Consider the following 20,725-nt stretch of genomic DNA (forward strand, 5'->3'; position numbering starts at 1 on the left):
AATCAGTTCAGTTCCAGCCGCGCGACATTGTTCGTGGCCTGCGACAGGTCCACCGCCGAGCCACGCAGGCTCACCGTGGTACCTGCCACATTGCCGATGCGCAGCTTGATCGGGGTCTGCACCGCCAGGTCAGCCACTTCATCGCGGCGCAGCAGCCTGGACAGCAAGACCTGGCCCTTGGCATCGACCACTTCGACCCAGGAATCGGCACTGGTCTTGATTTGCAGCGGGACGGCGCCTGCGGCAACCGGCACTTGCGATACTGGGGCCTGCGTCTGGACCGGCGTGGTCGTCGGCAGCGCTGGCGCGGCCGATGGCGCATCAAGCTTGGCTTGTGCTGCCGGCTCCGAGGCGGCGCTCACCTGCGGCGCAGGCTGCAGCGGCACGGCCGAAGCGGTCTCTACATTCAGGACCGGCGCGGAAGCCGCCTGATCGGGCGCCACGGCCTCAGTAGCCGCCGGGCTCTTGAACTGGTCCAGCCAGTTCGCCGGCAGGAAATAGACAGCGGCGGCGGCGGCCAGCAGCAACAGCGGCACCAACAGCACGGGGCGCTTCAAGACATCCAGGCTCAAGGCCTCATCCCGAGTGGCGCGCTCACGGAAAGGCTGGTTGAGCCCGCGGGAGACGCGCTCCAGCTCGGGGTCCTGCACGCGCGGCAGCAAGGCCAGCACGGTGGCCGGATCGACCTTCAGGGCCCGGCACATGGCCAAAGCCAGCGCACGCACAAAGGTCGGGTCGGGCAGATCCTGGAAACGGTCGGTCTCGATCGCCTCCAGCTTGGCCAGCGGCACCTTCAGGGTAGCGGCCAGCACGGCGATGTGCATGCCCTGGGCCTGGCGCACCTGGCGCAGCCAGGCGCCCGCGGTGCGCGGCGCGGCGGCCGCGGCCGGCACCTCACCAACGGTCGACTCCATGCGTTCACCCTCAGTCATCGAAACGTCCATTGTCCAGTGCCGTTGCTTCGGGAGATTGCGGGAAACGCTTGCGCAATTCCTGGCCCAGCTCGGCCACTGCGGTGGAATTGCTCAGGCGCCTTTCGATGCGCAGCGCCAGCCAGAGGCTTTGCGAATTGCTTTGCTCGGGGTTGGCATTGACGCGCTTGACGTAGAAGCGCGCGCGCTCGGCCTGGCCATTGCGCAAGAGCACTTCGGCCAGGTTGATGGCCGTGGCCGGGTTGGACGGGTCGAGCTCGAAGGCCTTCAAGAGGCTGCGCTCGGCCTCGGCCGTCTGCTGGGCACGTGCTTCGCACACACCCTTGACCAGCCAGGTGCGTGCGGGGCCGCGGTACTGCGGCTGGGCCAATGCCTGCTCGAACTGCGCCGTGGCCTCGCCCCAGCGCTTGAGCTGGCACAGGAACCAGCCATAGTTGTGCAGGGTGTCGGGGTCGCGCGGGGCGAGTGTCAAGGAACGCTTGAAGCTGTCGTCCGCCAAGCCTGTTTCGCCCAGCGCCGCGTAGATCAGTGCGCGCAGCGTCAGCGCTTCCGGCATGTCGGGCTTGAGCGCCAGCACCTGCTTGACTTCGTTCAAGGCCGTGGCGTATTGGCCGCCGGCAAAATAGCCCGAGGCCAGCTCCATGCGCACGCCGGCGCGGCGGTCAAGATCGGTGCGGTCGAAGTCGGTTCGCGGCACATTGCCGCTGCCGCCGGTCGGGGCATTGCTGCCTCCGCCCTGTTGCGGGCCCGCGCAGCCCATCACCAGACCGGTCAGCGCGACTGCGCAGGCGGCACGAATCAGCTTGTCGAGGTGCTTGTTCATAGGCGCGGATGGTAGGCGCAATCAGCCTTGGGCCGAACCCGGTTTACCCGATTTCACAGAATGAACCTGCACCGGCGCGCGCACCATGCGCACATGGACCTTGGTCCGGTCCTGCACTTCGCCGGCCAACTGGCCGCAGGCGGCGTCGATATCGTCGCCGCGGGTCTTGCGCACCGTGGTGATCAGGCCGGCCTGGATCAAGATGTCGGCAAAGGCCTTCACGCGCTCGTTGGAGCTGCGCTTCAGACCCGAGGCCGGGAAGGGATTGAAGGGAATCAGATTGATCTTGCAGGACACCTTGCCTCGCACCAGCTCCACCAGCTCACGGGCGGCCTCGGGCGTGTCGTTCACGCCGTCCAGCATGCAGTACTCGAAGGTAATGAAGTCGCGCGGCGCCTTGTCCAGATAGCTGTTGCAGGAAGCCAGCAGCTCGGCAATCGGGTACTTCTTGTTCAGCGGCACCAATTGGTCGCGCAGCGGGTTGTTCGGCGCATGCAGGCTCACGGCCAGTGCCACCGGGCAGTCTTCGCGCAGGCGCTCGATCATCGGCACTACGCCGGAAGTCGACACCGTGACGCGCCGGCGCGAGAGGCCATAGCCGTGGTCGTCCAGCATGGTGCGCAGCGAGGGCACCAGGGCGCTGTAGTTCTGCAGCGGCTCGCCCATGCCCATCATCACCACATTGCTGATCACGCGCTCCTCGGTGCCCAGGCGTTTGCGCAGGCTGTGCTCGGCGAACCAGAGCTGGGCGGTGATCTCGCCGGTATCGAGATTGCGGCTGAAGCCCTGGTGGCCGGTCGAGCAGAAACGGCAGCCCACCGCGCAGCCGGCCTGGCTGGAAATGCACAGCGTGCCGCGATCGTCTTCTGGGATGAAAACGGCCTCGACGGCATTGCCGGCGCCGACGTCAAACAGCCACTTGACCGTGCCGTCGGAGGAAAGATGTTCTGAAATGACCGGCAACGCAGCGATGTGCGCCCGGGTGGCCAGCTTGTCGCGCAGCGACTTGGCCAGGTCGGTCATCTGAGCAAAGTCAGATGCGCCCTTCTGATGGATCCAGCGGAAGAGCTGGGTGGCGCGGAAGCGCTTTTCACCCAGCTGCTCGCAAAACGCGGCCAGTCCGTCGAGATCGAACCCGAGCAGGTTCGTTGTTTCGGGCAGCGTGACCGCGTTCATTTGTGTTGCCTCTTGCTAACGGGCCTCAAGGCCAGGGCACAAGAGGCAGGGGGCCGTTGAATTAACGGCTGTAGACATTCATGCCGGGGAAGAAGAAGGCAATTTCTTGCGCTGCCGTTTCAGCGGCGTCCGAGCCGTGAACGGCATTGGCGTCGATGCTGTCGGCGAAGTCGGCGCGGATCGTGCCCTTCTCGGCCTTCTTCGGGTCCGTGGCGCCCATCAGGTCACGGTTCTTCAGGATGGCGCCTTCGCCTTCCAGCGCCTGGATCATCACCGGGCCGGAGACCATGAAGGAGACCAGGTCCTTGAAGAAAGGACGGGCAGCGTGCACGGCGTAGAAAGCTTCGGCTTCGCCTTGCGACAGGTGGACCATCTTGGCAGCGACGACCTTCAGGCCGGCAGCTTCAAAACGGGCGTAGATCTGGCCGATGACGTTCTTGGCCACGGCATCGGGCTTGATGATGGAAAGGGTGCGTTCGATAGCCATGGTTTTCTCCTGGAATTGGGGGGGCTGTGCAAAGCCTTCGATTGTACCGTGTCAGGGTGATCCTCTGTTGACAGAAGCCTCACCCCCGCCTAACGAATGGGCAATTGATGGGGCAAATCAGCGCTTGCGGCCACCGAAATTGCCGCCACCGCCGGAGCGACCACCGCCGCCGCTTCGGCCGCCGCCACCGCTGCGGCCACCACCGCCGCCGCCACCACCACCTCGGCCGCCACGGCGCAGGAACGCGTCGCCGCCGATATAGCCGACCGAGGTCTGCATCGGATCCGGTTCGCGCGGGCCATCACCCTTGCCACGGCCACGATTGCCCTCATGGCGGTCCGGCGCGCTGCCGCCGGCACCAAAGCCTTGCGGAATGCGCTTGCTGCCGGTGGCGAAGCGACGGTCGAAGGTCTGTTCCAGCGGGTTGATGTTGCGCGGCACGAAGTCGTCATCGTCCTCGTTGTGATCACGCGGTGCACGCTCTTCGAAGCGCTGCTCGGGCTGGCGCTGCGAAGGCTCGGGACGGCTCGGGCGCGGGCCCACGCCTGCCTGGCGACCATCGGCGCGGCGGTTGTTGTTGCCGCGCTGCTTCGGGTCGTTGCCACGCTGCGGCGGCTTGCCGCCTTGTTCAGCACGGTCGCCGCGCTGCTGATCATTGCGGTCACCGCGTTCCTGGCGCACATGACCAGCCAGGCGACGGATGACGCGCACATCGTCGTCACCCAGCTCGACCCAGACGCCACGCTTCAGGCCGCGCGGCAACACCACGGTGCCGTAGCGAATGCGCATCAGGCGGCTGACTGCCAGGCCCACCTTGTCGAAGAGCTTGCGCACTTCGCGGTTGCGGCCTTCGGTGATGACAACGCGGTACCAGTGGTTGACGCCTTCGCCACCACCGTCCTCAATGCTCTTGAACTGGGCCTTCTGGCCTTCGATGTCGACACCTTCAAGCAGGCGCGCCTTCTGCTCGGGCGTCAGCGTGCCCAGCACGCGCACGGCGTACTCACGCTCGACGCCGAAGCGCGGATGCATCAGCTGATTGGCCAGTTCGCCGCTGTTCGTGAACAGCAGCAGGCCTTCGGTATTCAGGTCCAGGCGGCCGACCGACTGCCACTTGCCCTGCTGCAGGCGCGGCAGGCGGCGGAACACGGTGGGGCGGCCTTCCGGGTCGTTGAAGGTGACGACTTCGCCAACCGGCTTGTGATAGGCCAGGATGCGCGGCGCCGGCGGCGTGATGCGGATGCGGATCTGCTTGCCGGCGACGCTGACACGGTCACCGAAGGAAATGCGCTGGCCGATGTGGGCCACTTCGCCGTTCACCTCGATCTTGCCTTCGGCAATCATGTCCTCGATGTCGCGGCGCGAACCGACACCGGCTTGCGCCAGCACCTTTTGCAGCTTCGGTGCGTCGGGGTCGGCGGCCAGCACGCGCTTGTTGTCAGGAACTTCTTCGCCCTCGGCCAGTTCGGGCGGCTCTTCGCCAGCGTCATAGGTGCCGGCCAGCACTTCGGCGAACAGCTCGCCAGCAGCGGCGGCCACTTCAGGCTCGACAGCCACGGCCATCTCGACCGCCTCGAAAGTGCGCTGGCCGCCTCGGCCACCCTCAGCACCTTCGGCGCCCTGCTGGCCCTCCACGGCATCACCCCCCTCGCCACGACCCTTGCGGCCGCGGCGGCGATTGCGGCCTCGGCCGCCACGGTCGTCGCCAAACTCATTGGCCTCGCCTTCGCCTTCATCGGCACCACCGGCACGAACGGGCTCGCCACCCTCGCTCGGCGCAGGGGTCGGCGGCGGGGCTTCGGGTTCAGGCGGGGCCGGCGCTGGCGGCGGCGCTTCAGGCGCTTCACCCGTCACGACTTCGGCTGCGGGAGCTGCCGCCTTGCGCGGGGCGCGACGCTTGGGCGCCGGGGCTTCTTCGGTCACGGCGGCAACTGGCGCTTCAGCCGCTTCAGCAGCTTCAGCCGCCTTCGCAGCAGCCGTCTTGCGCGGTGCGCGCGGCTTCACCGGTTTGGCTTCAGCGGCAGGCGCCTCGGCGGCTTCGCTCACAGGCGCAGCGGCCTTGGCCGGACTGCGGCGTCGCTTGGGAGCGGCCTCTTCGGGCGCGGCATCGCCAGCGGGCAGGTCGGCGGATTTGAGGTTGTCTTTGTTCATGCGTCAGCTTGCGCCGCGTTGGCGTCGTCAGACTCAGGGGCCGGCGAAGCCGGCGGTGGCAGAGCGTCGTCGCTGGGCGACGGCGCATCGGAAGAAGAATCAGTTTCAGTCTCGGCGGCCGGTTCGGCTGCCGTCTCAAGTTCAGCAGCCGGCTCAGTTGCCGGCTCAGGTTCAGCGGCCGGTTCCGCAGCCCCTTCGTCCAGCAAGGACGCCTGCATCTCCGGCGGCAGCTCCAGGCCAGCCAGGGGCTGACCACCCGCTTCCAGTGCTGGCAACTGCTCCAGACTGGACAGGCCCAGGTCGTCCAGGAACTGCCGCGTGGTGGCGTACAGCGCCGGGCGACCCGGCGCTTCGCGGTGACCGATGGCATCGATCCAGCCGCGGTCTTCCAGCTGCTTGACGATCTGGCTGGAGACCACGACGCCGCGGATGTCCTCGATATCGCCGCGGGTCACCGGTTGCCGGTAGGCAATGATGGCCAGCGTCTCGAGCACGGCGCGCGAGTAGCGCTGCGGCTTCTCCGGGTGCAGGCGGTCCAGATATTCGCGCAGCTCGGGGCGGCTCTGGAAGCGCCAGCCACTGGCCACCGGCACCAGCTCGACGCCGCGACCTTCCCAGTCGCGCACCAGTTCATCGAGCAGGCTGCGCAGGGTGTCGGCGCCGAGTTCATCGGCGAACAGCGTTCGCAGCTCGCGCAGGGTCAGGGGCTGCTGGGCGCAAATCAGCGCGGTCTCGAGGACGCGCTTTGCATCCTGTGTATTCATTGACTCTCGTCAGCGTTCCCGTTGTTTGACGACGGTGGGCCCGCCGGTCTTGCTGGCGGGCGGTACTTCTCTGGGCCCGTGGGGCTGCGCCTGCGCCGCGCTCATGCATTCAGCGCGGAGGGAGGACAACGTCGGGGCGGGTGCTGAGCGCTTGGGAGCGGGCCCTACCGGGCTCGGTGGCAGCTTGCTCAGCGGTTTCGATGCGGTGCGGACCCGACCACCAAGGGCCGATCGCGACCAGGGTCGCATCGTTAAGGGTGCATTGTAGCCTGCCTCAGCCAGCGAGCTCTCCGAGGCGGGGTTCGGGCAAACCCAGGGTTGCCCAGGCGGCCTGCAAATCGGCCGGCAGAGGCGCCTCGAAAACCAGGGGCGCTCCGCTGATCGGATGGGCCAGGCTCAGCCGCGCCGCATGCAAGGCCTGCCGGGCCAGGCCCAGGGCCAGCACGCCGCCGTACAGCGGGTCAGACACCAGCGGATGGCCGCGTGAAGCCATGTGGACACGGATCTGGTGGGTGCGCCCACTGTGCAGCACGCAATGCACGGCACTGATGACGCGGGTCTCCCACGACTCGGTGCCGAGCGGGAAGACATCGGTGCGCGAAGGCTTGCCAGTGGCCAGCACGGCCATCTTGACCCGCGAGACCGGGTCGCGCTTGAGCGGCGCATCGATTTCCAGCGGCGCGAGCACCCGGCCATGGGCCAGGGCCAGGTACTCGCGGTGCACTTCACGCGCCGCGATCATCCGCGTCAAGGCGGTGACCGCCTCCAGCGTCTTGCCTACCACCATCAAACCCGAGGTGTCCTTGTCCAGGCGATGGACGATGCCGCCGCGCGGCAAGGTGGCGGCGCCCGCATGGTGCGCCAGCAGCCCATTCATGATGGTGCCCGACCAGTTGCCGGCTGCCGGATGCACCACCATGCCAGCCGGCTTGTTCAGCACCAGCAGGTGTTCGTCCTCGAGAACGATGTTCAGCTCCATGGGCTCGGCGCGGAAGGCCCGGCTCTCGGCCGTGGGCTGCAGGTCGATCTCGATCTGCTGGCCGGCCTGGACCTTGCGGGAGGCAGAGCTGGCCGCCTGGCCGTTGACGCGAACGCAGCCGCGCTCGATCAGGGACTGCAGGTGGTTGCGCGAGAACTCCGAAGCCATCTCGACCAGGCAGCGGTCCAGGCGCTGGCCATGCCAGGCCGGGCCGGCCTCGGCGCGCCGGCACTCGACCCCGTCTTCGGCCTCGGCTTCCTCGTTGCCCAGAACTGTCCCCAGGTCGATGCCCAGCTGGTCCATATAATCAGGTTTCCTATTTCTGCTTCGGGTCGGCGACGCCAGCCCCTCTAGGGATCATGAGTGAAAAATCGCTGGGGCATCTGAGCCCCAAGCATGCGTCGTCCAAGCAGCTGTCGCTGTCAAGGGGTGGCCGTCTGGCCGTCTGGCTGGTGGGCGCTGCTGCGCTGGCGCTGGCGGGCTGCTCGACCGAGCCCAAGGATGATCCGAATTCCCAGACCAGCCTGGATAAATTGTACGCAGAGGCCAAATCCGACCTTGAGGGCGGCGGCTATGACCGCGCGATCAAGACGCTGGAACGCGTTGAAGGCCGCGCGGCCGGCACGCTGATGGCGCAGCAGGCCCAGCTGGATCAGGCCTGGGCCAATTACAAGAGCGGTGAGCGTGCAGCGGCCATCACGGCACTGGACCGCTTCATCAAGCTCAACCCGTCCAGCCCGGCCATCGATTACGCGCTATATCTGAAGGGCGTTGTCAATTTCAACGAAGACCTGGGCCTGTTCGGCCGGCTGGCGAGCCAGGACGTCGCCGAGCGCGATCAGCAGGCATCGCGTGACGCGCTGCTGGCTTTCCGCCAGCTGGTCGACCAGTTCCCGAACTCGAAGTACGCCGAGGACTCCAAGGTCCGCATCGACTTCATCACCAATACGCTGGCGACCTACGAGGTCCACGTGGCCCGCTACTACTTCAACCGCAATGCCTTCGTGGCCGCGGCCAGCCGCGCGCAAAACGCGGTGACGGAGTTCCCGCGCGCACCGGCCGCCGAAGAGGCGCTGTACCTGATGGTGCAGAGCTACGACAAGCTGGGCCTGACCCCCTTGCGTGACGACGCTCAGCGCGTGCTGGTCAAGAGCTTCCCGCAAAGCAAGTTCCTGGCCCAGGACGACCCGGAGAAGAAGAAGGCCTGGTGGAAGTTCTGGTGAGCTGACAGGCCTGCTGAATCAAGCTGAATCATGAGAAGCGCGTGCCGGTCACGCGCTTTTTCATTGCTGTTGCTCGTGCGCCGCAGCCAGCTCCTGCAGCCAGTCCAGGGCCTCACCCTCCGCGGCCAGGCGGGTCATCGGCGGCAGCGCGTCGCGCAGCCGGCGGCCATAGTTCATGCCGGCCATGCGCGGGTCGCAGACGACCAGCAGCCCCCGGTCCCGCTCGCTGCGAATCAGGCGGCCGCCGCCCTGCTTCAAGGCAATGGCCGCCTCGGCAATGAAATAGTCGGCAAAGGCATTGCGGCCCGCGGCTTCAAGGCGCTGCACCCGCGCTTCGACGAGCGGGTCATTCGGCGGCGGGAAAGGCAGCTTGTCGATCAGCACGCATTGCAACGCGTCGCCGGGCACGTCGATGCCTTCCCAGAAGCTGGCGGAGCCCACCAGCACCGTCCGCGGGTCGGCCATGAACTGAGCCAGCAAGACGCGCTTGGTGGCGGTGCCCTGCTGCAGGACGCGGATGCCATCGCCCTGCTCTTCAAAAGCCTGGCGCAGGGCCTCGCCAATCGACTGCAGATTGCGCAGCGTGGTGGTCAGGACGAAGGTGCGGCCACCAAGTTCACGTGCACAGCGAGCCGCCAGTGCCGCCACCTCGGCCGGATGATCGGCTTCGCTCGGCTTCGGGAAGCGGCGCGGAATGTAGAGCCGCGCGTGACCGGCATAGTCGAAGGGGCTGCCCACCTTCAACACCGTGGCATCGTCCAGGCCCGCAGGCTCGGTGAACCAGCTCAGATGCTCGTCGTCACCCAGGGTGGCTGATGTGAACACCCAGGCCTTGGGCGGGCCGGCCAGTTGCTCCTGCATGGCCTGGCGAATGTCCAGCGGCGATTCGACCAGGCGCGCCTGCTGCGGGCTCAGGTCTATCCAGCGAACCGCGCCCTCTTCGGCCTTGTCGGCAAAGCCTTGGGCCAGCTTCTCGAGCTGCTCGGCGCGCTCATGAAGGCGCTGGAAATCCGGCGAGTTCTCGATCACCGTCGCCAGCGTCTCGCGCGCCAGCCGCGCCGCGTCGGCCACCTCGCCCAGGGCCTCGGCAAAGCCGGGCCGCTCGGCACGTTCCTTCCAGGCCAGCTTGAGCAGGCCGCGCACCTCGCGCCCATTGCCGGAGAGCGGCCCGGCGCACGCCAGTCGCAACTCGCGCGCCGCCAGTTCCAGCCGGCCATGCAGACCCTGCCAATCCTGGAGGCCCCGCGCCTGCGCCAGGCCCTGGCCCAACACATCGCGGGCAAAGTCGAGCATCTGCGCCGTGCCCAGCATCGTGCCGAGGAACTGAACGCCGACCTCGGCCAGTTGATGCGCCTCATCGAACACCGCCAGCTCGACCGAGGGCAGGAGCTCGGCCACGCCGCTCTCGCGGAGCGCCAGGTCGGCAAAGAACAGGTGGTGGTTGACCACGACGATGTCTGCTTCCATCGCTTCGCGCCGCGCCTTGACGACGTAGCAGTCGCGGTAGTCGGGGCACTCCGAGCCCAGGCAGTTGTCACGGGTCGAGCTGACGATGGGGATGATCGGTGAGCGCTCGTCCAGGCCCTCCAGCTCGGCAAAGTCGCCGCTGCGGGTCTCCTGCGCCCAGCGCTCCACGCGCGCAAGCGCCAGCACCGCGCGCCGATCCGGCAACTCAGCACCCTGGCGCGCCTGCTGCAGGCGATGGGTGCAGAGGTAGCTGCCCCGGCCCTTCAGGAGCGCAGTGCGCACCGGCACATGCAGCGCCTCGCAAAGCCGCGGCAGGTCGCGGAAGAACAGCTGGTCCTGCAGATTCTTGGTGGCAGTGCTGATCAGCGCCCGGCTGCCGGACAGCAAGGCGGGCACAAGGTAAGCAAATGTCTTGCCGACGCCGGTGCCGGCCTCGACCACCAGCGTCTCGCGCCGGGCGACGGCGCGAGCCACGGCCTGCGTCATCTGCAGCTGCTGCGCGCGCGGTGAATAGCCTTCATCTGCACGGGCCAGCGGGCCACCGGCGTCAAAGGCGGCGGCCACCCATTGCTCCAGCTCGCTGGGCGCCTCGGCCCCGGCGAGGACGGTGAGTTCAGGAGTCAACGGGAGTCCAAATCAGGCAGGTTCCTGGGGGGCGCAGGCAAGCTCCAGGCGGGCGATCTGGTCGCGCAGCGCGAGGCGACGCTTCTTCAGCCTTTGCAAGGCCAGTTCGTCCAGCGGCTGCTGGTCGGCCAGACGGTCGATCATGCCGTCGAGATCGGCATGTTCCATGCGAAGCTCGATCAGGCGGCGCGACAGCGAGTGAAGTTGTTCGTCCATGGCGGCTCGGGTTCGCGATTATAGTTTTGCATCGACGCGCACCTTGGAAATTGTTCCAAACGACATGACACGCAGCTCACCGGGCTTCAGGCTCAATGCCGCCACCGGCACCCACCGCGGCGACCGGCTCTACCAGCAGGACCAGGTCGAAGTGATCAGTCACCCGAGGGCGCCTGGCTGGATGCTCGCGGTGCTGGCCGACGGCATGGGCGGCAAGAGCGGTGGCCGCAAGGCGGCCGACCAGGTCGTCATGACGGCCCAGCAACTCTTCGACCGTTTCGTTCCCGACGAAGAAAACCCGGCCGAGATGCTGCGCCAGCTGGTCTCGGAAGCGCACCTGATGATCAAGCTGACGGCACTTTCCACCGAGGAAGAGCCGCACAGCACCATCGCCGCCTACATGGTGGGTGCGGATCGGCGCTGCTACTGGATTCATACCGGCGACTCGCGCATCTACCTGTTCCGCGGGCCGAACATGATCAAGCGCACCCTGGACCATTCCTATGTGCAGCGCCTGGTCGACGAAGGCCAGATCACCGAAGACGAGGCGATCAGCCATCCGCAGTCCAACCTGCTCACAGGTTGCCTGGGCACCGTGCAGGACCCGACACCGACCGAAGACCAGATCGAGCGGCTCGAGATCGGCGACAGCCTGCTCAGCTGCAGCGACGGCCTCTGGCACTACTACAACGAGCGCGAGCTCGGCACCGTGGTGCACAGCCTGCCGCCGCGAGAAGCGGCCGAGCTCTTGATCAGCAAGGCCCGCCAGCGCGCCAAGGGCAGTGGCGACAACCTGTCGATGAGCCTGGTGCGGCTGGACCCGATCAGCTGAAGCCGCAGACAGACTCAGTGGCGGCTTGTCGCTGAAGCAGCCGGCAGCGCCGCAATCGAGGCAGCAGTCGGCACAGGCAGGCTGGCGGAGGGCGTGCCGGCGCGGCGAGCATTGCGCTCCTGCACCGACTTGGCATGGGCAGCCAACGCAGCCTGCCTTCGCTGGGCCTGATGTACGCGCTCGGCCGCCTGTTCTTCATCTTTCGCGAGCTTCTCTGCCCTGCGTGCTTCCAGCTCCGCCTGGGACCTGGCTACGCGCCTCGGTACGGCTGGCTGGCTGGCAGTCCGCGCCGGACGAACCGCCGGCGCCGAAGCCACACCATCCATCTGGCGCACCGAGCTGCGCAAGGATTGGGCCAGGGCTCGATTGGCACGCTCTTCGTCGTCGAGGCTGCGCTCACGTTCAAGCAAAGGTTTCAGCCTGGAACGATGCTCGGCCATCGCCTTGTCGCGGCATTTGTTGACCTCGAACCGCTTGGCGCAATTGGCGAGTCGTTGCGCATGCAGGGCCTCCAGCTCATGCTGCTGTCGACGCAGCTGCGCGCGCTCGCTGTCCGTGTCTTCAGCGGGCCGCGACAGCGCCGGCAGGCAGGACGTGGCAAGCACCAACAGGAGCAGCAGATGGCGAGGCATGGGCAGCATGCTCCTCAGGTCAGCGAGGTATCGACTTCGCGCCGCTCCAGCGACAGGTATTCCTTGGACTGCATTTCCTGCAGCCGGGAGACGGTGCGCGGGAACTCATGCGCCAGCGGGCCCTCGGTGTAAAGCTGCTCAGGCGCCACCGCGGCCGAGATGATCAGCTTGACGCGGCGGTCGTAGAGCACGTCCACCAGCCAGGTGAAGCGGCGCGCCTCGCTGGCAAGACGCACCGGCATCTCAGGCACGTTCGCGAGGATCAGGGTATGGAACTGCGTCGCAAGCTCCAGGTAGTCGTTCTGCGAGCGCGGGCCACCACAAAGCGTTGCGAAGTCGAACCAGACCACACCGCCGGCTCGCCGCCGCGCACTCAATTCGCGGTGCTCGATGTGCAGGAGCGGGTCTTCGTCGCGCGCCTCGGCCAGCGACTCGAACGCTTGCGTCAACGCCGCATCGGCCTTGTCGTCCAGCGGCGTGTGATACAGCTCCACATGCTCCAGCGAGCGCTGGCGGTAGTCGGTGCCATGGTCGACATTGATCACCTCGAGCTTCTCCTTCAAGAGCTCGATGGCTGGCAGGATGCGGTCCCGATGCAGGCCGTTGGGGTACAGCCCATCGGGATGGAAGTTGGACGTGGTGACGATGGACACGCGGTGCTTGAACATCGCGTCCAACAGCCGGTGCAGGATCATCGCGTCGGTCACGTCGGCCACATGGAACTCGTCGAAGCAGATCAGGCGGAAGCGCTTGGCGATGCGTTTGCCCAGTTCCTCCAGCGGGTCGGCGATGCCTTTCAGGTCCTGCAGTTCGCGGTGCACCTCGCGCATGAACTCGTGGAAGTGCAGGCGGGTCTTGCGCGTCAGCGGCACGGCCTGGAAGAAGCAGTCCATCAGGAAGCTCTTGCCGCGCCCCACACCACCGTACATGTAGACGCCTCGCGGCAGCGGCGGGCGCATCAGCAGCTTGGTCACCGCGTTGCTGCGGCGGGCCTTGTAGTCGGCCCATTCATCCTGGCAGCGCTGCAGGGCCGCCACGGCGCGCAGTTGCGCCGGGTCGGCGGTGTAGCCGCGCTCTTTCAGGGTTTGCTGGTACAGCTCGGTGACCGAGGTCATGCGTCAGGATTCCAATAAAAAAGGGCGACCCGTGCCGCCCCTTGCTTCGTCTCAGACAAGCATTAGAAGTTGAGCGTGCGCTTGTCGATGGCCAGCGCCGCTTCCTTCGTGGCTTCGCTCAGTGAGGGGTGAGCATGGCAAATGCGCGCGATGTCCTCGGCCGAGGCCTTGAACTCCATCGCCACCACAGCTTCAGAAATCAACTCCGAAGCGAAGGGGCCGATGATGTGGACGCCAAGGATTTCGTCGGTCTTGGCATCGGCCAGGAACTTGACGAAGCCCTGCGTGTCGCCCAGCGCACGGGCGCGGCCATTCGCCAGGAAGGGGAACTGGCCGGCCTTGTAGGCCACGCCGTCAGCCTTGAGCTGCTGCTCGGTACGACCCACCCACGCAATCTCGGGGCTCGTGTAGATCACCCAGGGAATGGTATTGAAGTTGACATGACCATGCTGGCCGGCAATGCGCTCGGCCACGGCCACACCCTCTTCCTCGGCCTTGTGCGCCAGCATCGGGCCACGCACCACGTCGCCGACCGCCCAGACATTGGGCAGGTTGGTCTTGCAGTCCGCGTCCACGACGATGGCACCGCGCTCGTCCAGCTTCAGGCCCACGGCCTCGACGTTCAGGCCGATCGTGTTCGGCACTCGGCCGATCGAGACGATCAACTTGTCGACATCCAGCTTCTGCTCGGCACCCTTGGCATCGGTGTAAGCCACCGACACGCCGCCCTTGCCGGACTTGACTTCGCTGATCTTGACGCCCAGCTCGATCTTCAGGCCCTGCTTCTTGAACAGCTTGGCCGCTTCCTTGGCGACCGACTCGTCGACCGCCGCCAGGAAGGCCGGCAGCGCTTCCAGCACCGTCACTTCGGCGCCCAGGCGACGCCAGACCGAACCCATTTCCAGACCGATCACGCCGGAACCGATCACGCCCAGCTTCTTGGGCACGGCGCCGACGCGCAGGGCGCCGTCGTTCGAGAGGATGTTCTCCTCGTCGAAGGCAGCGCCGGGCAGTGCACGGGCATTGGAGCCGGTGGCCAGCACCACATGCTTGGCCAGCACGGACTCTTCGCCCGCCTTCAGCTCGTACAGGCCGTCCTTGGCGGCGACGAACGAGCCGCGGCCGTGGAAGAACGTGACCTTGTTCTTCTTGAACAGGTAGAGGATGCCGTCGTTGTTCTGCTTCACGACGGTGTCCTTGCGGGCCAGCATCTTGGCCACGTCCATCTTGACCTCGCCGGTCGAGATGCCATGGTCCGCGAAGTGATGCGTGGCGTGCTCGAAGTGCTCGCTGGACTGCAACAGGGCCTTCGAAGGAATGCAGCCCACGTTGGTGCAGGTGCCGCCCGGTGCCGGGCCGCCAGCCGCATTCTTCCACTCGTCCACGCAGGCCACGTTGAAGCCCAGCTGGGCCGCGCGGATGGCCGCGATGTAGCCGCCGGGGCCGCCGCCGATGACGACAACGTCGAATTGCTTAACAGCGCTCATGAATCGTCTCTCGGCTTAGATGTCGAACAGCAGGCGGGCCGGATCTTCCAGCGCCTCCTTCATCGTGACCAGACCCAGCACGGCTTCGCGGCCGTCGATGATGCGGTGGTCATACGACATCGCCAGGTAGTTGATCGGGCGCACGACTACCTGGCCGTTCTCGACCACGGCGCGGTCCTTGGTGGCGTGCACGCCCAGGATGGCCGACTGCGGCGGGTTGATGATGGGCGTCGACAGCATGGAGCCGAAGGTGCCGCCGTTGGAGATCGAGAAGGTGCCGCCGGTCAGGTCGTCCAGGGAGATCTTGCCTTCCTTGGCCTTCTGACCGAACTCGGCAATCTTCTTCTCGATGTCGGCAAAGCTCATCTGGTCCGCATTGCGGATGATGGGCACCACCAGGCCGCGCGGCGAGCCGACAGCGATGCCGATGTCGAAGTAGCCGTGGTAGACGATGTCGTTGCCGTCGACCGAGGCGTTCAGCACCGGGTACTTCTTCAGGGCAGCGACAGCAGCCTTGACGAAGAAGCTCATGAAGCCCAGCTTGACGCCGTGTTCCTTCTCGAACTTCTCCTGGAACTTCTTGCGCATCTCCATCACCGGGGCCATGTTCACTTCATTGAACGTGGTCAGGATGGCGTTGGTCGATTGCGATTGCAGCAGGCGCTCGGCGACGCGAGCACGCAGGCGCGTCATCGGCACGCGCTGCTCGGGGCGATCGCCCAGGTTTTGCGAGATCGGTGCGGCAACCGCCGGCAGCGGCTTGGCCACGGCGGGCGCAGCGGCGACAGCCACCGGAGCGGCGACAGCAGCCTTGGCGCCACCAGCCACGGCGGCCAGCACATCACCCTTGGTGACACGGCCGTCCTTGCCGGTGCCGGAAACATCGCCGGTCGACAGATTGTTGTCGGCCAGCAGCTTGGCAGCGGCGGGCATGGCCACATCACCCTTGCCGGCAGCGGCCGGCGCAGGAGCGGCCGGCGGCGGCGCAGCAGGGCCAGCAGCGGCGGCAGGAGCGGCCACAGCACCGGCCTTGCCTTCGCTGTCGATGCGCGCGATAACTTCTTCGCTGACGACGCTGGAGCCGTCGGCCTTGACGATTTCAGCCATGACACCGGCGGAGGGCGCCGGCACTTCCAGCACGACCTTGTCGGTTTCGATCTCGACCAGGATTTCATCGACAGCCACGGCTTCACCGGGCTTCTTCTTCCAGGTCAGCAGCGTGCCTTCGGCAACGGACTCGGACAACTGGGGGACTTTGACTTCTACGATTGCCATGATTTGTTCTTTCGATTCTGTTCAGTACCGAGGCCGGCTCACTTGGTCAGGATGAAGCCCTTGAGCTTCGCGAAGGCCTGATCCAGCAGGGCCTTCTGCTGTTCCTGGTGCAGGTGCGCATAACCGCAGGCCGGCGATGCCGAGGCCGGGCGGCCGGCGAAACCGAGCTTCTGGCCGTCAAGCATGTTCTCGTGGATGTAGTGCTGCACGAAGAACCAGGCACCCTGGTTCTGCGGCTCGTCCTGGCACCACACGATGTCGGTCGCGTTCGGGTACTTCTTGATCTCGGCGGCGAAAGCCTTGTGCGGGAAGGGATAGAGCTGCTCGACGCGGATCACCGCAACGTCGCTGGCCTTCTTCTCATCGCGCTTCTTGACCAGGTCGTAGTAGACCTTGCCAGAGCAGGCGATCACGCGCTTGACCTTGGCGGCGTCGATGCCGGCATCCTGCTCCCCGATCACCGTCTTGAATTCACCCTTGGTGAAGTCAGTCAGCGGCGAGGTGGCGTCCTTGGCGCGCAGCAGGCTCTTCGGCGTCATGATGACCAGCGGCTTGCGGAACATGCGCAGCATCTGGCGGCGCAACACATGGAAGATCTGGGCCGCATTGGTCGGCTGCACGATCTGCATGTTGTTGTCTGCAGCCAGCTGCATGAAGCGCTCCAGGCGGGCCGAGCTGTGCTCGGGGCCCTGGCCTTCATAGCCGTGCGGCAGCATCATCGTCAGGCCGTTGGAGCGGCCCCACTTCACTTCGCCGGAGGCGATGAACTGGTCGATGACGACCTGCGCGCCGTTGACGAAGTCGCCGAACTGGGCTTCCCAGATGGTCAGCGTGTTCGGCTCTGCTGCGGCGTAGCCGTACTCGAAGCCCAGCACCGCCTCTTCCGACAGGATGGAGTCGATGACGGTGAACGGAGCCTGGCCGTCGGCAACGTTCTGCAGCGGGATGTAGGTGCCGTCATCCCAGTTCGCACGGTTCTGGTCGTGCATGACCGCATGGCGGTGGGTGAAGGTGCCGCGGCCGCTGTCCTCGCCAGACAGGCGCACCGGATAACCCGACGCGACCAGCGATGCAAACGCCATCGATTCGCCCATGCCCCAGTCCACATTGGTCTCGCCACGGCCCATCGCAGCGCGGTCGGCGTAGAGTTTCTGCACCAGGTTGTGAGCCGCAAAGTCCTTGGGCAGCGTCGTCAGCTTTTCAGCCAGGCGCTTCCATTCGGTGGCGGGAATGGCGGTGTCGCAGCTGTCCGTCCACTTCTTGCCCAGGAAGGGCGACCAGTCGGTGGCGAACTTGCTCTTGAAGTTGGTCAGCACCGGATCGACCGTGTGACGGCCTTCGTCCATGGCCGCACGGTACGCCTTGATCATCTCGTCCGGACCTTCGGCGCTCAGCACGTTCTGCGCGACCAGCTTGTCGGCGTAGACCTTGCGGGTGCCAGGGTGGGCACCGATCTTCTTGTACATCAGCGGCTGGGTCAGGGCCGGGGTGTCCTGCTCGTTATGGCCCAGCTTGCGGAAGCAGACGATATCGAGGACCACGTCCTTCTTGAACTCGGCGCGGTAGTCCATCGCCAGCTGCGTGGCCCACACGACGGCTTCCGGGTCATCGCCATTCACGTGCAGCACCGGCGCCTCGATCATCTTGACGACGTCGGAGCAGTACCAGGTCGAGCGCAGGTCGCGCGGGTCGCTGGTGGTGAAGCCGATCTGGTTGTTGATGACGATGTGGACCGTGCCGCCGGTGCGATAGCCACGGGTCTGGGCCATGGCCAGCGTTTCCTGCACGACGCCCTGGCCACCGAAGGCCGCGTCACCGTGCACCAGCACCGGCAGCACCTGGGCACCAGCAGTGTCGCCACGGCGATCCTGACGGGCGCGCACGCTGCCTTCCACGACCGGGTTGACGATTTCCAGGTGGGACGGGTTGAAGGCCAGCGACAAGTGGACCGGGCCGCCCGCGGTGGACACGTCGGAGCTGAAGCCCTGGTGGTACTTCACGTCACCGGCGGGCAGGTCCTCGGAAGCCTTGTGCTCGAACTCGGCGAACAGATCCTTGGGCATCTTGCCCAGCGTGTTCACCAGCACATTCAGGCGGCCGCGGTGGGCCATGCCGATGACGATTTCCTGCACGCCGCGCTCGCCGCCGCGCTTGATCAGTTCGTCCATCGCGGCGATGAAGCTCTCGCCGCCTTCCAGCGAGAAGCGTTTCTGGCCGACGTACTTGGTGTGCAGATAGCGCTCCAGGCCTTCGGCGGCCGTCAGGCGCTCCAGGATCGCCTTCTTCTTCTCGGCGCTGAAGCTGGGCTTGCTGCGGGCCTTTTCCAGGCGCTCCTGCCACCAGCGCTTCTCGGCCGGGTCGGAGCCGTGCATGAACTCGGCGCCGATGGAACCGCAGTAGGTTTCACGCAGCGCCTGCACGATCTCGCGCAGGGTCATGGTCTCGCCACCGAAATAGCTGTTCACGGCGCTGAACGAGATGTCCATGTCGGACTCGGTCAGGTCATAGAACGCAGGGTCGAGTTCGGGAATCTTGGGGCGCTCGGCGCGCTTGAGGGGGTCCAGCTCCGCCCAGCGATTGCCGAGGAAGCGGTAGGCCGCGATCAGCGACTGAACGTGAACCTGCTTGCGGGCAACGGCGAGATCGGCGCTGCTGGCCTTGTTGGCGAAGGCGTTGGCCTTGGCGCGCTGCGCGAACGATTCGATGACCGGCGCATGGGCCACATCGCGGGCCTCGGTGCCATCCGTCGCGGGGACATGTTGGAGCGCATCGAAATACGCACGCCAGTTGTCGGGCACGGAGCCCGGGTTGTCGAGGTAGGCCTCGTACATCTCTTCGACGTAGGGTGCATTGCCCCCGAACAGGTACGAGTTGGACCTGTATTGCTGCATCATTTCGCTCACCTCTTACCCCGGCTTCCAGGGATTTGGCTGGTTGATAAACCTTCCGCGACACGGCTCGACCGATTGGCGGATTGCGACCCACCTTTGCTGTTGCGGGCAAAAGGGACGGGAAGGACCATAAGTCTCAGGGCACGCACTTTAGCACTGCCAGCCGCTCCAGACCGACCCCGGCGACCCGATTTGTGCGGCAGGATTTGGCATTGGCTAGCTTCCACCGCTCATCTCATGCCCGCTGCCAGACAAGGCTCGCCTTCATGCCTGCGGAGGCGCCAAACGTTTGCGATCCAAGCTGCCATGGCCTAGACTTCGTCCCTGCACGGTCAGGCCCCGCCTTTGAATGGCCTGCCGTCGGGACACAGATCAGGAGTTCCCATGCAAGTTCGAGTCGTCGACTACCGCGCCGCAGACGCCGCGGAACAATTCACCCGCTCGCTGCACGAAACCGGCTTCGGCGTGCTGATCAACCATCCGATCCAGCAGGCCCTGGTCGAGAAGATCTACGCCGACTGGCTCGCCTTCTTCGGCACAGAAGAGAAGCACCAGTTCGCCTTCTCCAAGGAAAAGCAGGACGGCTACTTCTCCACCGAGATCTCTGAGACCGCCAAGGGCGCGACGCAGAAGGACATCAAGGAGTACTTCCACATCTACCCCTGGGGCCGGGTGCCGGCTCAATTGAAGGCAGATGCGGACTCCTACTACAAGCAGGCCAATGAGCTGGCTGCAGAACTGCTGTCCTGGGTCGAGCGCTACACGCCACCCGAGATCGCCAAGAGCTACCGCGAGCCGCTGTCCCACATGATCAAGGACAGCACACAGACCCTGCTGCGCGTGCTGCGCTACCCGCCGCTGACCGGCAACGAGCCGGCCGGCTCGATTCGCGCAGCCGCACATGGCGACATCAACTTACTCACCATCCTGCCCGCCGCCAATGAGCCCGGCCTGCAGGTGCAAGGCATGGACGGAGCATGGTTCGATGTGCCTTGCGACTTCGGCATGCTGATCATCAATATCGGCGACATGCTGCAGGAGGCTTCCGCGGGCTATTACCCCTCGACCCAGCACCGCGTGGTCAACCCGACCGGCGAAGGTGCCAAGAAGAGCCGCGTCTCGCTGCCGCTTTTCCTGCACCCGCGCAACGAGGTGGTGCTGTCGGACCGCTACACCGCCCACAGCTATCTGGAAGAGCGCCTGCGTGAGCTGGGCGTCAAGAAGTAGACGACTTCTGCCCGGTCAAACGCCGCTTCATCGAAGCGGCGTTTCTTATTGGCACCGCTACATTGCGGCATGGCCCAGCAACGCGTCATCCTGATACAGCCGCAAGCCCCGCCAAAGCCCGCCTTTGGTGCGCCCTGCAATGGCTGCGGCGTCTGCTGCCTGGCCGAACCCTGCCCGGTCGGCATGCTGCTGAGCCTGAAGCGGCACGGTGCCTGCGTGGCACTTCGCTGGGATGAAGCGGCGTGCCGGTATGTCTGTGGTGCCCTGCTTGCCGCGCCTTGGCCCGTGAACAAGCTGATGCAACGCTGGATTGCCGCCGGTGCCGGCTGCGACGCCGACTTCGAGGCCAGCGCCCCGGGCAAGCCCTAGCCTTTGCCTGAGGGTCGGCCGCTAGCATCCATCGTCAATGAATGGATGGAGTGAG

The 20,725-nt window shown here is 65.9% G+C and carries 18 protein-coding genes; 4 read left to right on the forward strand and 14 right to left on the reverse strand.

Annotated features, from left to right (window positions below):
- Window positions 1-2 precede the first annotated feature (2 nt).
- The 7 genes from ABT392_RS12885 to ABT392_RS12915 form a co-directional block, all read right to left on the reverse strand.
- Entirely contained in the window at window positions 3-914 is a 912-nt protein-coding gene (locus ABT392_RS12885; RefSeq protein ID WP_395385594.1) for a RodZ domain-containing protein, read from the reverse strand.
- Window positions 915-924: 10 nt separating this feature from the next.
- Window positions 925-1,755, reverse strand: a complete 831-nt coding sequence (gene pilW, locus ABT392_RS12890) for a type IV pilus biogenesis/stability protein PilW (RefSeq protein WP_395385593.1) — start codon at window positions 1,753-1,755, stop codon at window positions 925-927.
- A gap of 21 nt (window positions 1,756-1,776) precedes the next feature.
- Window positions 1,777-2,931 (reverse strand): dual-specificity RNA methyltransferase RlmN, encoded by a 1,155-nt coding sequence (rlmN, locus tag ABT392_RS12895; protein WP_395385592.1) that lies wholly within the window; start codon window positions 2,929-2,931, stop codon window positions 1,777-1,779.
- Between the two features lie 61 nt (window positions 2,932-2,992).
- Window positions 2,993-3,418 carry a nucleoside-diphosphate kinase gene (gene ndk / locus ABT392_RS12900; RefSeq protein WP_334276248.1) on the reverse strand — a complete coding sequence of 142 codons (426 nt, stop codon included), beginning with the start codon at window positions 3,416-3,418 and terminating at the stop codon, window positions 2,993-2,995.
- A 117-nt stretch (window positions 3,419-3,535) separates the two neighbouring features.
- On the reverse strand, window positions 3,536-5,569 hold the full coding sequence (locus ABT392_RS12905) for a pseudouridine synthase (protein ID WP_395385591.1): 2,034 nt from the start codon (window positions 5,567-5,569) through the stop codon (window positions 3,536-3,538).
- Window positions 5,566-6,333 (reverse strand): SMC-Scp complex subunit ScpB, encoded by a 768-nt coding sequence (scpB, locus tag ABT392_RS12910; RefSeq protein WP_395385590.1) that lies wholly within the window; start codon window positions 6,331-6,333, stop codon window positions 5,566-5,568. The genes ABT392_RS12905 and scpB overlap by 4 nt, the downstream gene beginning before the upstream one ends.
- 274 nt (window positions 6,334-6,607) lie before the next feature.
- Complete coding sequence (locus tag ABT392_RS12915; protein WP_334276251.1) at window positions 6,608-7,615, reverse strand: RluA family pseudouridine synthase; 1,008 nt, start codon at window positions 7,613-7,615, stop codon at window positions 6,608-6,610.
- A 56-nt stretch (window positions 7,616-7,671) separates the two neighbouring features.
- On the opposite strand from ABT392_RS12915, the gene ABT392_RS12920 reads away from it, so the two are divergent.
- Window positions 7,672-8,535, forward strand: a complete 864-nt coding sequence (locus ABT392_RS12920) for an outer membrane protein assembly factor BamD (RefSeq protein ID WP_334276252.1) — start codon at window positions 7,672-7,674, stop codon at window positions 8,533-8,535.
- A gap of 60 nt (window positions 8,536-8,595) precedes the next feature.
- On the opposite strand, the gene ABT392_RS12925 is transcribed toward ABT392_RS12920, so the two are convergent.
- Window positions 8,596-10,488 (reverse strand): ATP-dependent DNA helicase, encoded by a 1,893-nt coding sequence (locus ABT392_RS12925; RefSeq protein WP_395386824.1) that lies wholly within the window; start codon window positions 10,486-10,488, stop codon window positions 8,596-8,598.
- A 150-nt stretch (window positions 10,489-10,638) separates the two neighbouring features.
- Window positions 10,639-10,842, reverse strand: a complete 204-nt coding sequence (locus tag ABT392_RS12930; RefSeq protein WP_334276253.1) for a YdcH family protein — start codon at window positions 10,840-10,842, stop codon at window positions 10,639-10,641.
- 64 nt (window positions 10,843-10,906) lie between these two features.
- Here ABT392_RS12930 and ABT392_RS12935 point away from each other — a divergent pair, with 64 nt between their 5' ends.
- On the forward strand, window positions 10,907-11,674 hold the full coding sequence (locus ABT392_RS12935; protein ID WP_334276254.1) for a PP2C family protein-serine/threonine phosphatase: 768 nt from the start codon (window positions 10,907-10,909) through the stop codon (window positions 11,672-11,674).
- A gap of 14 nt (window positions 11,675-11,688) precedes the next feature.
- On the opposite strand, the gene ABT392_RS12940 is transcribed toward ABT392_RS12935, so the two are convergent.
- From ABT392_RS12940 to ABT392_RS12960, 5 genes are all read right to left on the reverse strand, one after another.
- Window positions 11,689-12,306, reverse strand: coding sequence for a hypothetical protein (locus ABT392_RS12940; RefSeq protein ID WP_395385589.1), 618 nt, complete (start codon window positions 12,304-12,306; stop codon window positions 11,689-11,691).
- A gap of 14 nt (window positions 12,307-12,320) precedes the next feature.
- Complete coding sequence (gene zapE / locus ABT392_RS12945; RefSeq protein WP_395385588.1) at window positions 12,321-13,421, reverse strand: cell division protein ZapE; 1,101 nt, start codon at window positions 13,419-13,421, stop codon at window positions 12,321-12,323.
- A gap of 62 nt (window positions 13,422-13,483) precedes the next feature.
- Window positions 13,484-14,908: a dihydrolipoyl dehydrogenase gene (gene lpdA, locus ABT392_RS12950; protein ID WP_395385587.1), complete on the reverse strand. Its 1,425-nt coding sequence runs from the start codon at window positions 14,906-14,908 to the stop codon at window positions 13,484-13,486.
- Between the two features lie 15 nt (window positions 14,909-14,923).
- Complete coding sequence (odhB, locus tag ABT392_RS12955; RefSeq protein WP_334276258.1) at window positions 14,924-16,183, reverse strand: 2-oxoglutarate dehydrogenase complex dihydrolipoyllysine-residue succinyltransferase; 1,260 nt, start codon at window positions 16,181-16,183, stop codon at window positions 14,924-14,926.
- A gap of 38 nt (window positions 16,184-16,221) precedes the next feature.
- Window positions 16,222-19,077: a 2-oxoglutarate dehydrogenase E1 component gene (locus ABT392_RS12960; protein WP_334276486.1), complete on the reverse strand. Its 2,856-nt coding sequence runs from the start codon at window positions 19,075-19,077 to the stop codon at window positions 16,222-16,224.
- 381 nt (window positions 19,078-19,458) lie between these two features.
- Here ABT392_RS12960 and ABT392_RS12965 point away from each other — a divergent pair, with 381 nt between their 5' ends.
- Window positions 19,459-20,301: an isopenicillin N synthase family dioxygenase gene (locus ABT392_RS12965; RefSeq protein ID WP_334276259.1), complete on the forward strand. Its 843-nt coding sequence runs from the start codon at window positions 19,459-19,461 to the stop codon at window positions 20,299-20,301.
- Between the two features lie 69 nt (window positions 20,302-20,370).
- Window positions 20,371-20,670, forward strand: coding sequence for a hypothetical protein (locus ABT392_RS12970; RefSeq protein WP_334276260.1), 300 nt, complete (start codon window positions 20,371-20,373; stop codon window positions 20,668-20,670).
- Window positions 20,671-20,725 lie beyond the last annotated feature (55 nt).

This window comes from Paucibacter sp. JuS9, assembly GCF_044043925.2.
Taxonomy (GTDB): Bacteria; Pseudomonadota; Gammaproteobacteria; order Burkholderiales; family Burkholderiaceae_C; genus JAUASW01.

Excerpts from the sequence above, each read along its gene's own strand:
- ABT392_RS12885 (WP_395385594.1), bottom strand. The coding sequence starts at position 914 with ATGGAGTCGACCGTTGGTGAGGTGCCGGCCGCGGCCGCCGCGCCGCGC.
- ABT392_RS12930 (WP_334276253.1), bottom strand. The coding sequence starts at position 10,842 with ATGGACGAACAACTTCACTCGCTGTCGCGCCGCCTGATCGAGCTTCGC.
- ABT392_RS12940 (WP_395385589.1), bottom strand. The coding sequence starts at position 12,306 with ATGCCTCGCCATCTGCTGCTCCTGTTGGTGCTTGCCACGTCCTGCCTG.
- ABT392_RS12965 (WP_334276259.1), top strand. The coding sequence starts at position 19,459 with ATGCAAGTTCGAGTCGTCGACTACCGCGCCGCAGACGCCGCGGAACAA.
- zapE (WP_395385588.1), bottom strand. The coding sequence starts at position 13,421 with ATGACCTCGGTCACCGAGCTGTACCAGCAAACCCTGAAAGAGCGCGGC.
- ABT392_RS12905 (WP_395385591.1), bottom strand. The coding sequence starts at position 5,569 with ATGAACAAAGACAACCTCAAATCCGCCGACCTGCCCGCTGGCGATGCC.
- ndk (WP_334276248.1), bottom strand. The coding sequence starts at position 3,418 with ATGGCTATCGAACGCACCCTTTCCATCATCAAGCCCGATGCCGTGGCC.
- scpB (WP_395385590.1), bottom strand. The coding sequence starts at position 6,333 with ATGAATACACAGGATGCAAAGCGCGTCCTCGAGACCGCGCTGATTTGC.
- lpdA (WP_395385587.1), bottom strand. The coding sequence starts at position 14,908 with ATGAGCGCTGTTAAGCAATTCGACGTTGTCGTCATCGGCGGCGGCCCC.
- ABT392_RS12920 (WP_334276252.1), top strand. The coding sequence starts at position 7,672 with ATGAGTGAAAAATCGCTGGGGCATCTGAGCCCCAAGCATGCGTCGTCC.
- ABT392_RS12960 (WP_334276486.1), bottom strand. The coding sequence starts at position 19,077 with ATGATGCAGCAATACAGGTCCAACTCGTACCTGTTCGGGGGCAATGCA.
- ABT392_RS12935 (WP_334276254.1), top strand. The coding sequence starts at position 10,907 with ATGACACGCAGCTCACCGGGCTTCAGGCTCAATGCCGCCACCGGCACC.
- ABT392_RS12970 (WP_334276260.1), top strand. The coding sequence starts at position 20,371 with ATGGCCCAGCAACGCGTCATCCTGATACAGCCGCAAGCCCCGCCAAAG.
- ABT392_RS12915 (WP_334276251.1), bottom strand. The coding sequence starts at position 7,615 with ATGGACCAGCTGGGCATCGACCTGGGGACAGTTCTGGGCAACGAGGAA.
- odhB (WP_334276258.1), bottom strand. The coding sequence starts at position 16,183 with ATGGCAATCGTAGAAGTCAAAGTCCCCCAGTTGTCCGAGTCCGTTGCC.
- ABT392_RS12925 (WP_395386824.1), bottom strand. The coding sequence starts at position 10,488 with ATGACGCAGGCCGTGGCTCGCGCCGTCGCCCGGCGCGAGACGCTGGTG.
- rlmN (WP_395385592.1), bottom strand. The coding sequence starts at position 2,931 with ATGAACGCGGTCACGCTGCCCGAAACAACGAACCTGCTCGGGTTCGAT.
- pilW (WP_395385593.1), bottom strand. The coding sequence starts at position 1,755 with ATGAACAAGCACCTCGACAAGCTGATTCGTGCCGCCTGCGCAGTCGCG.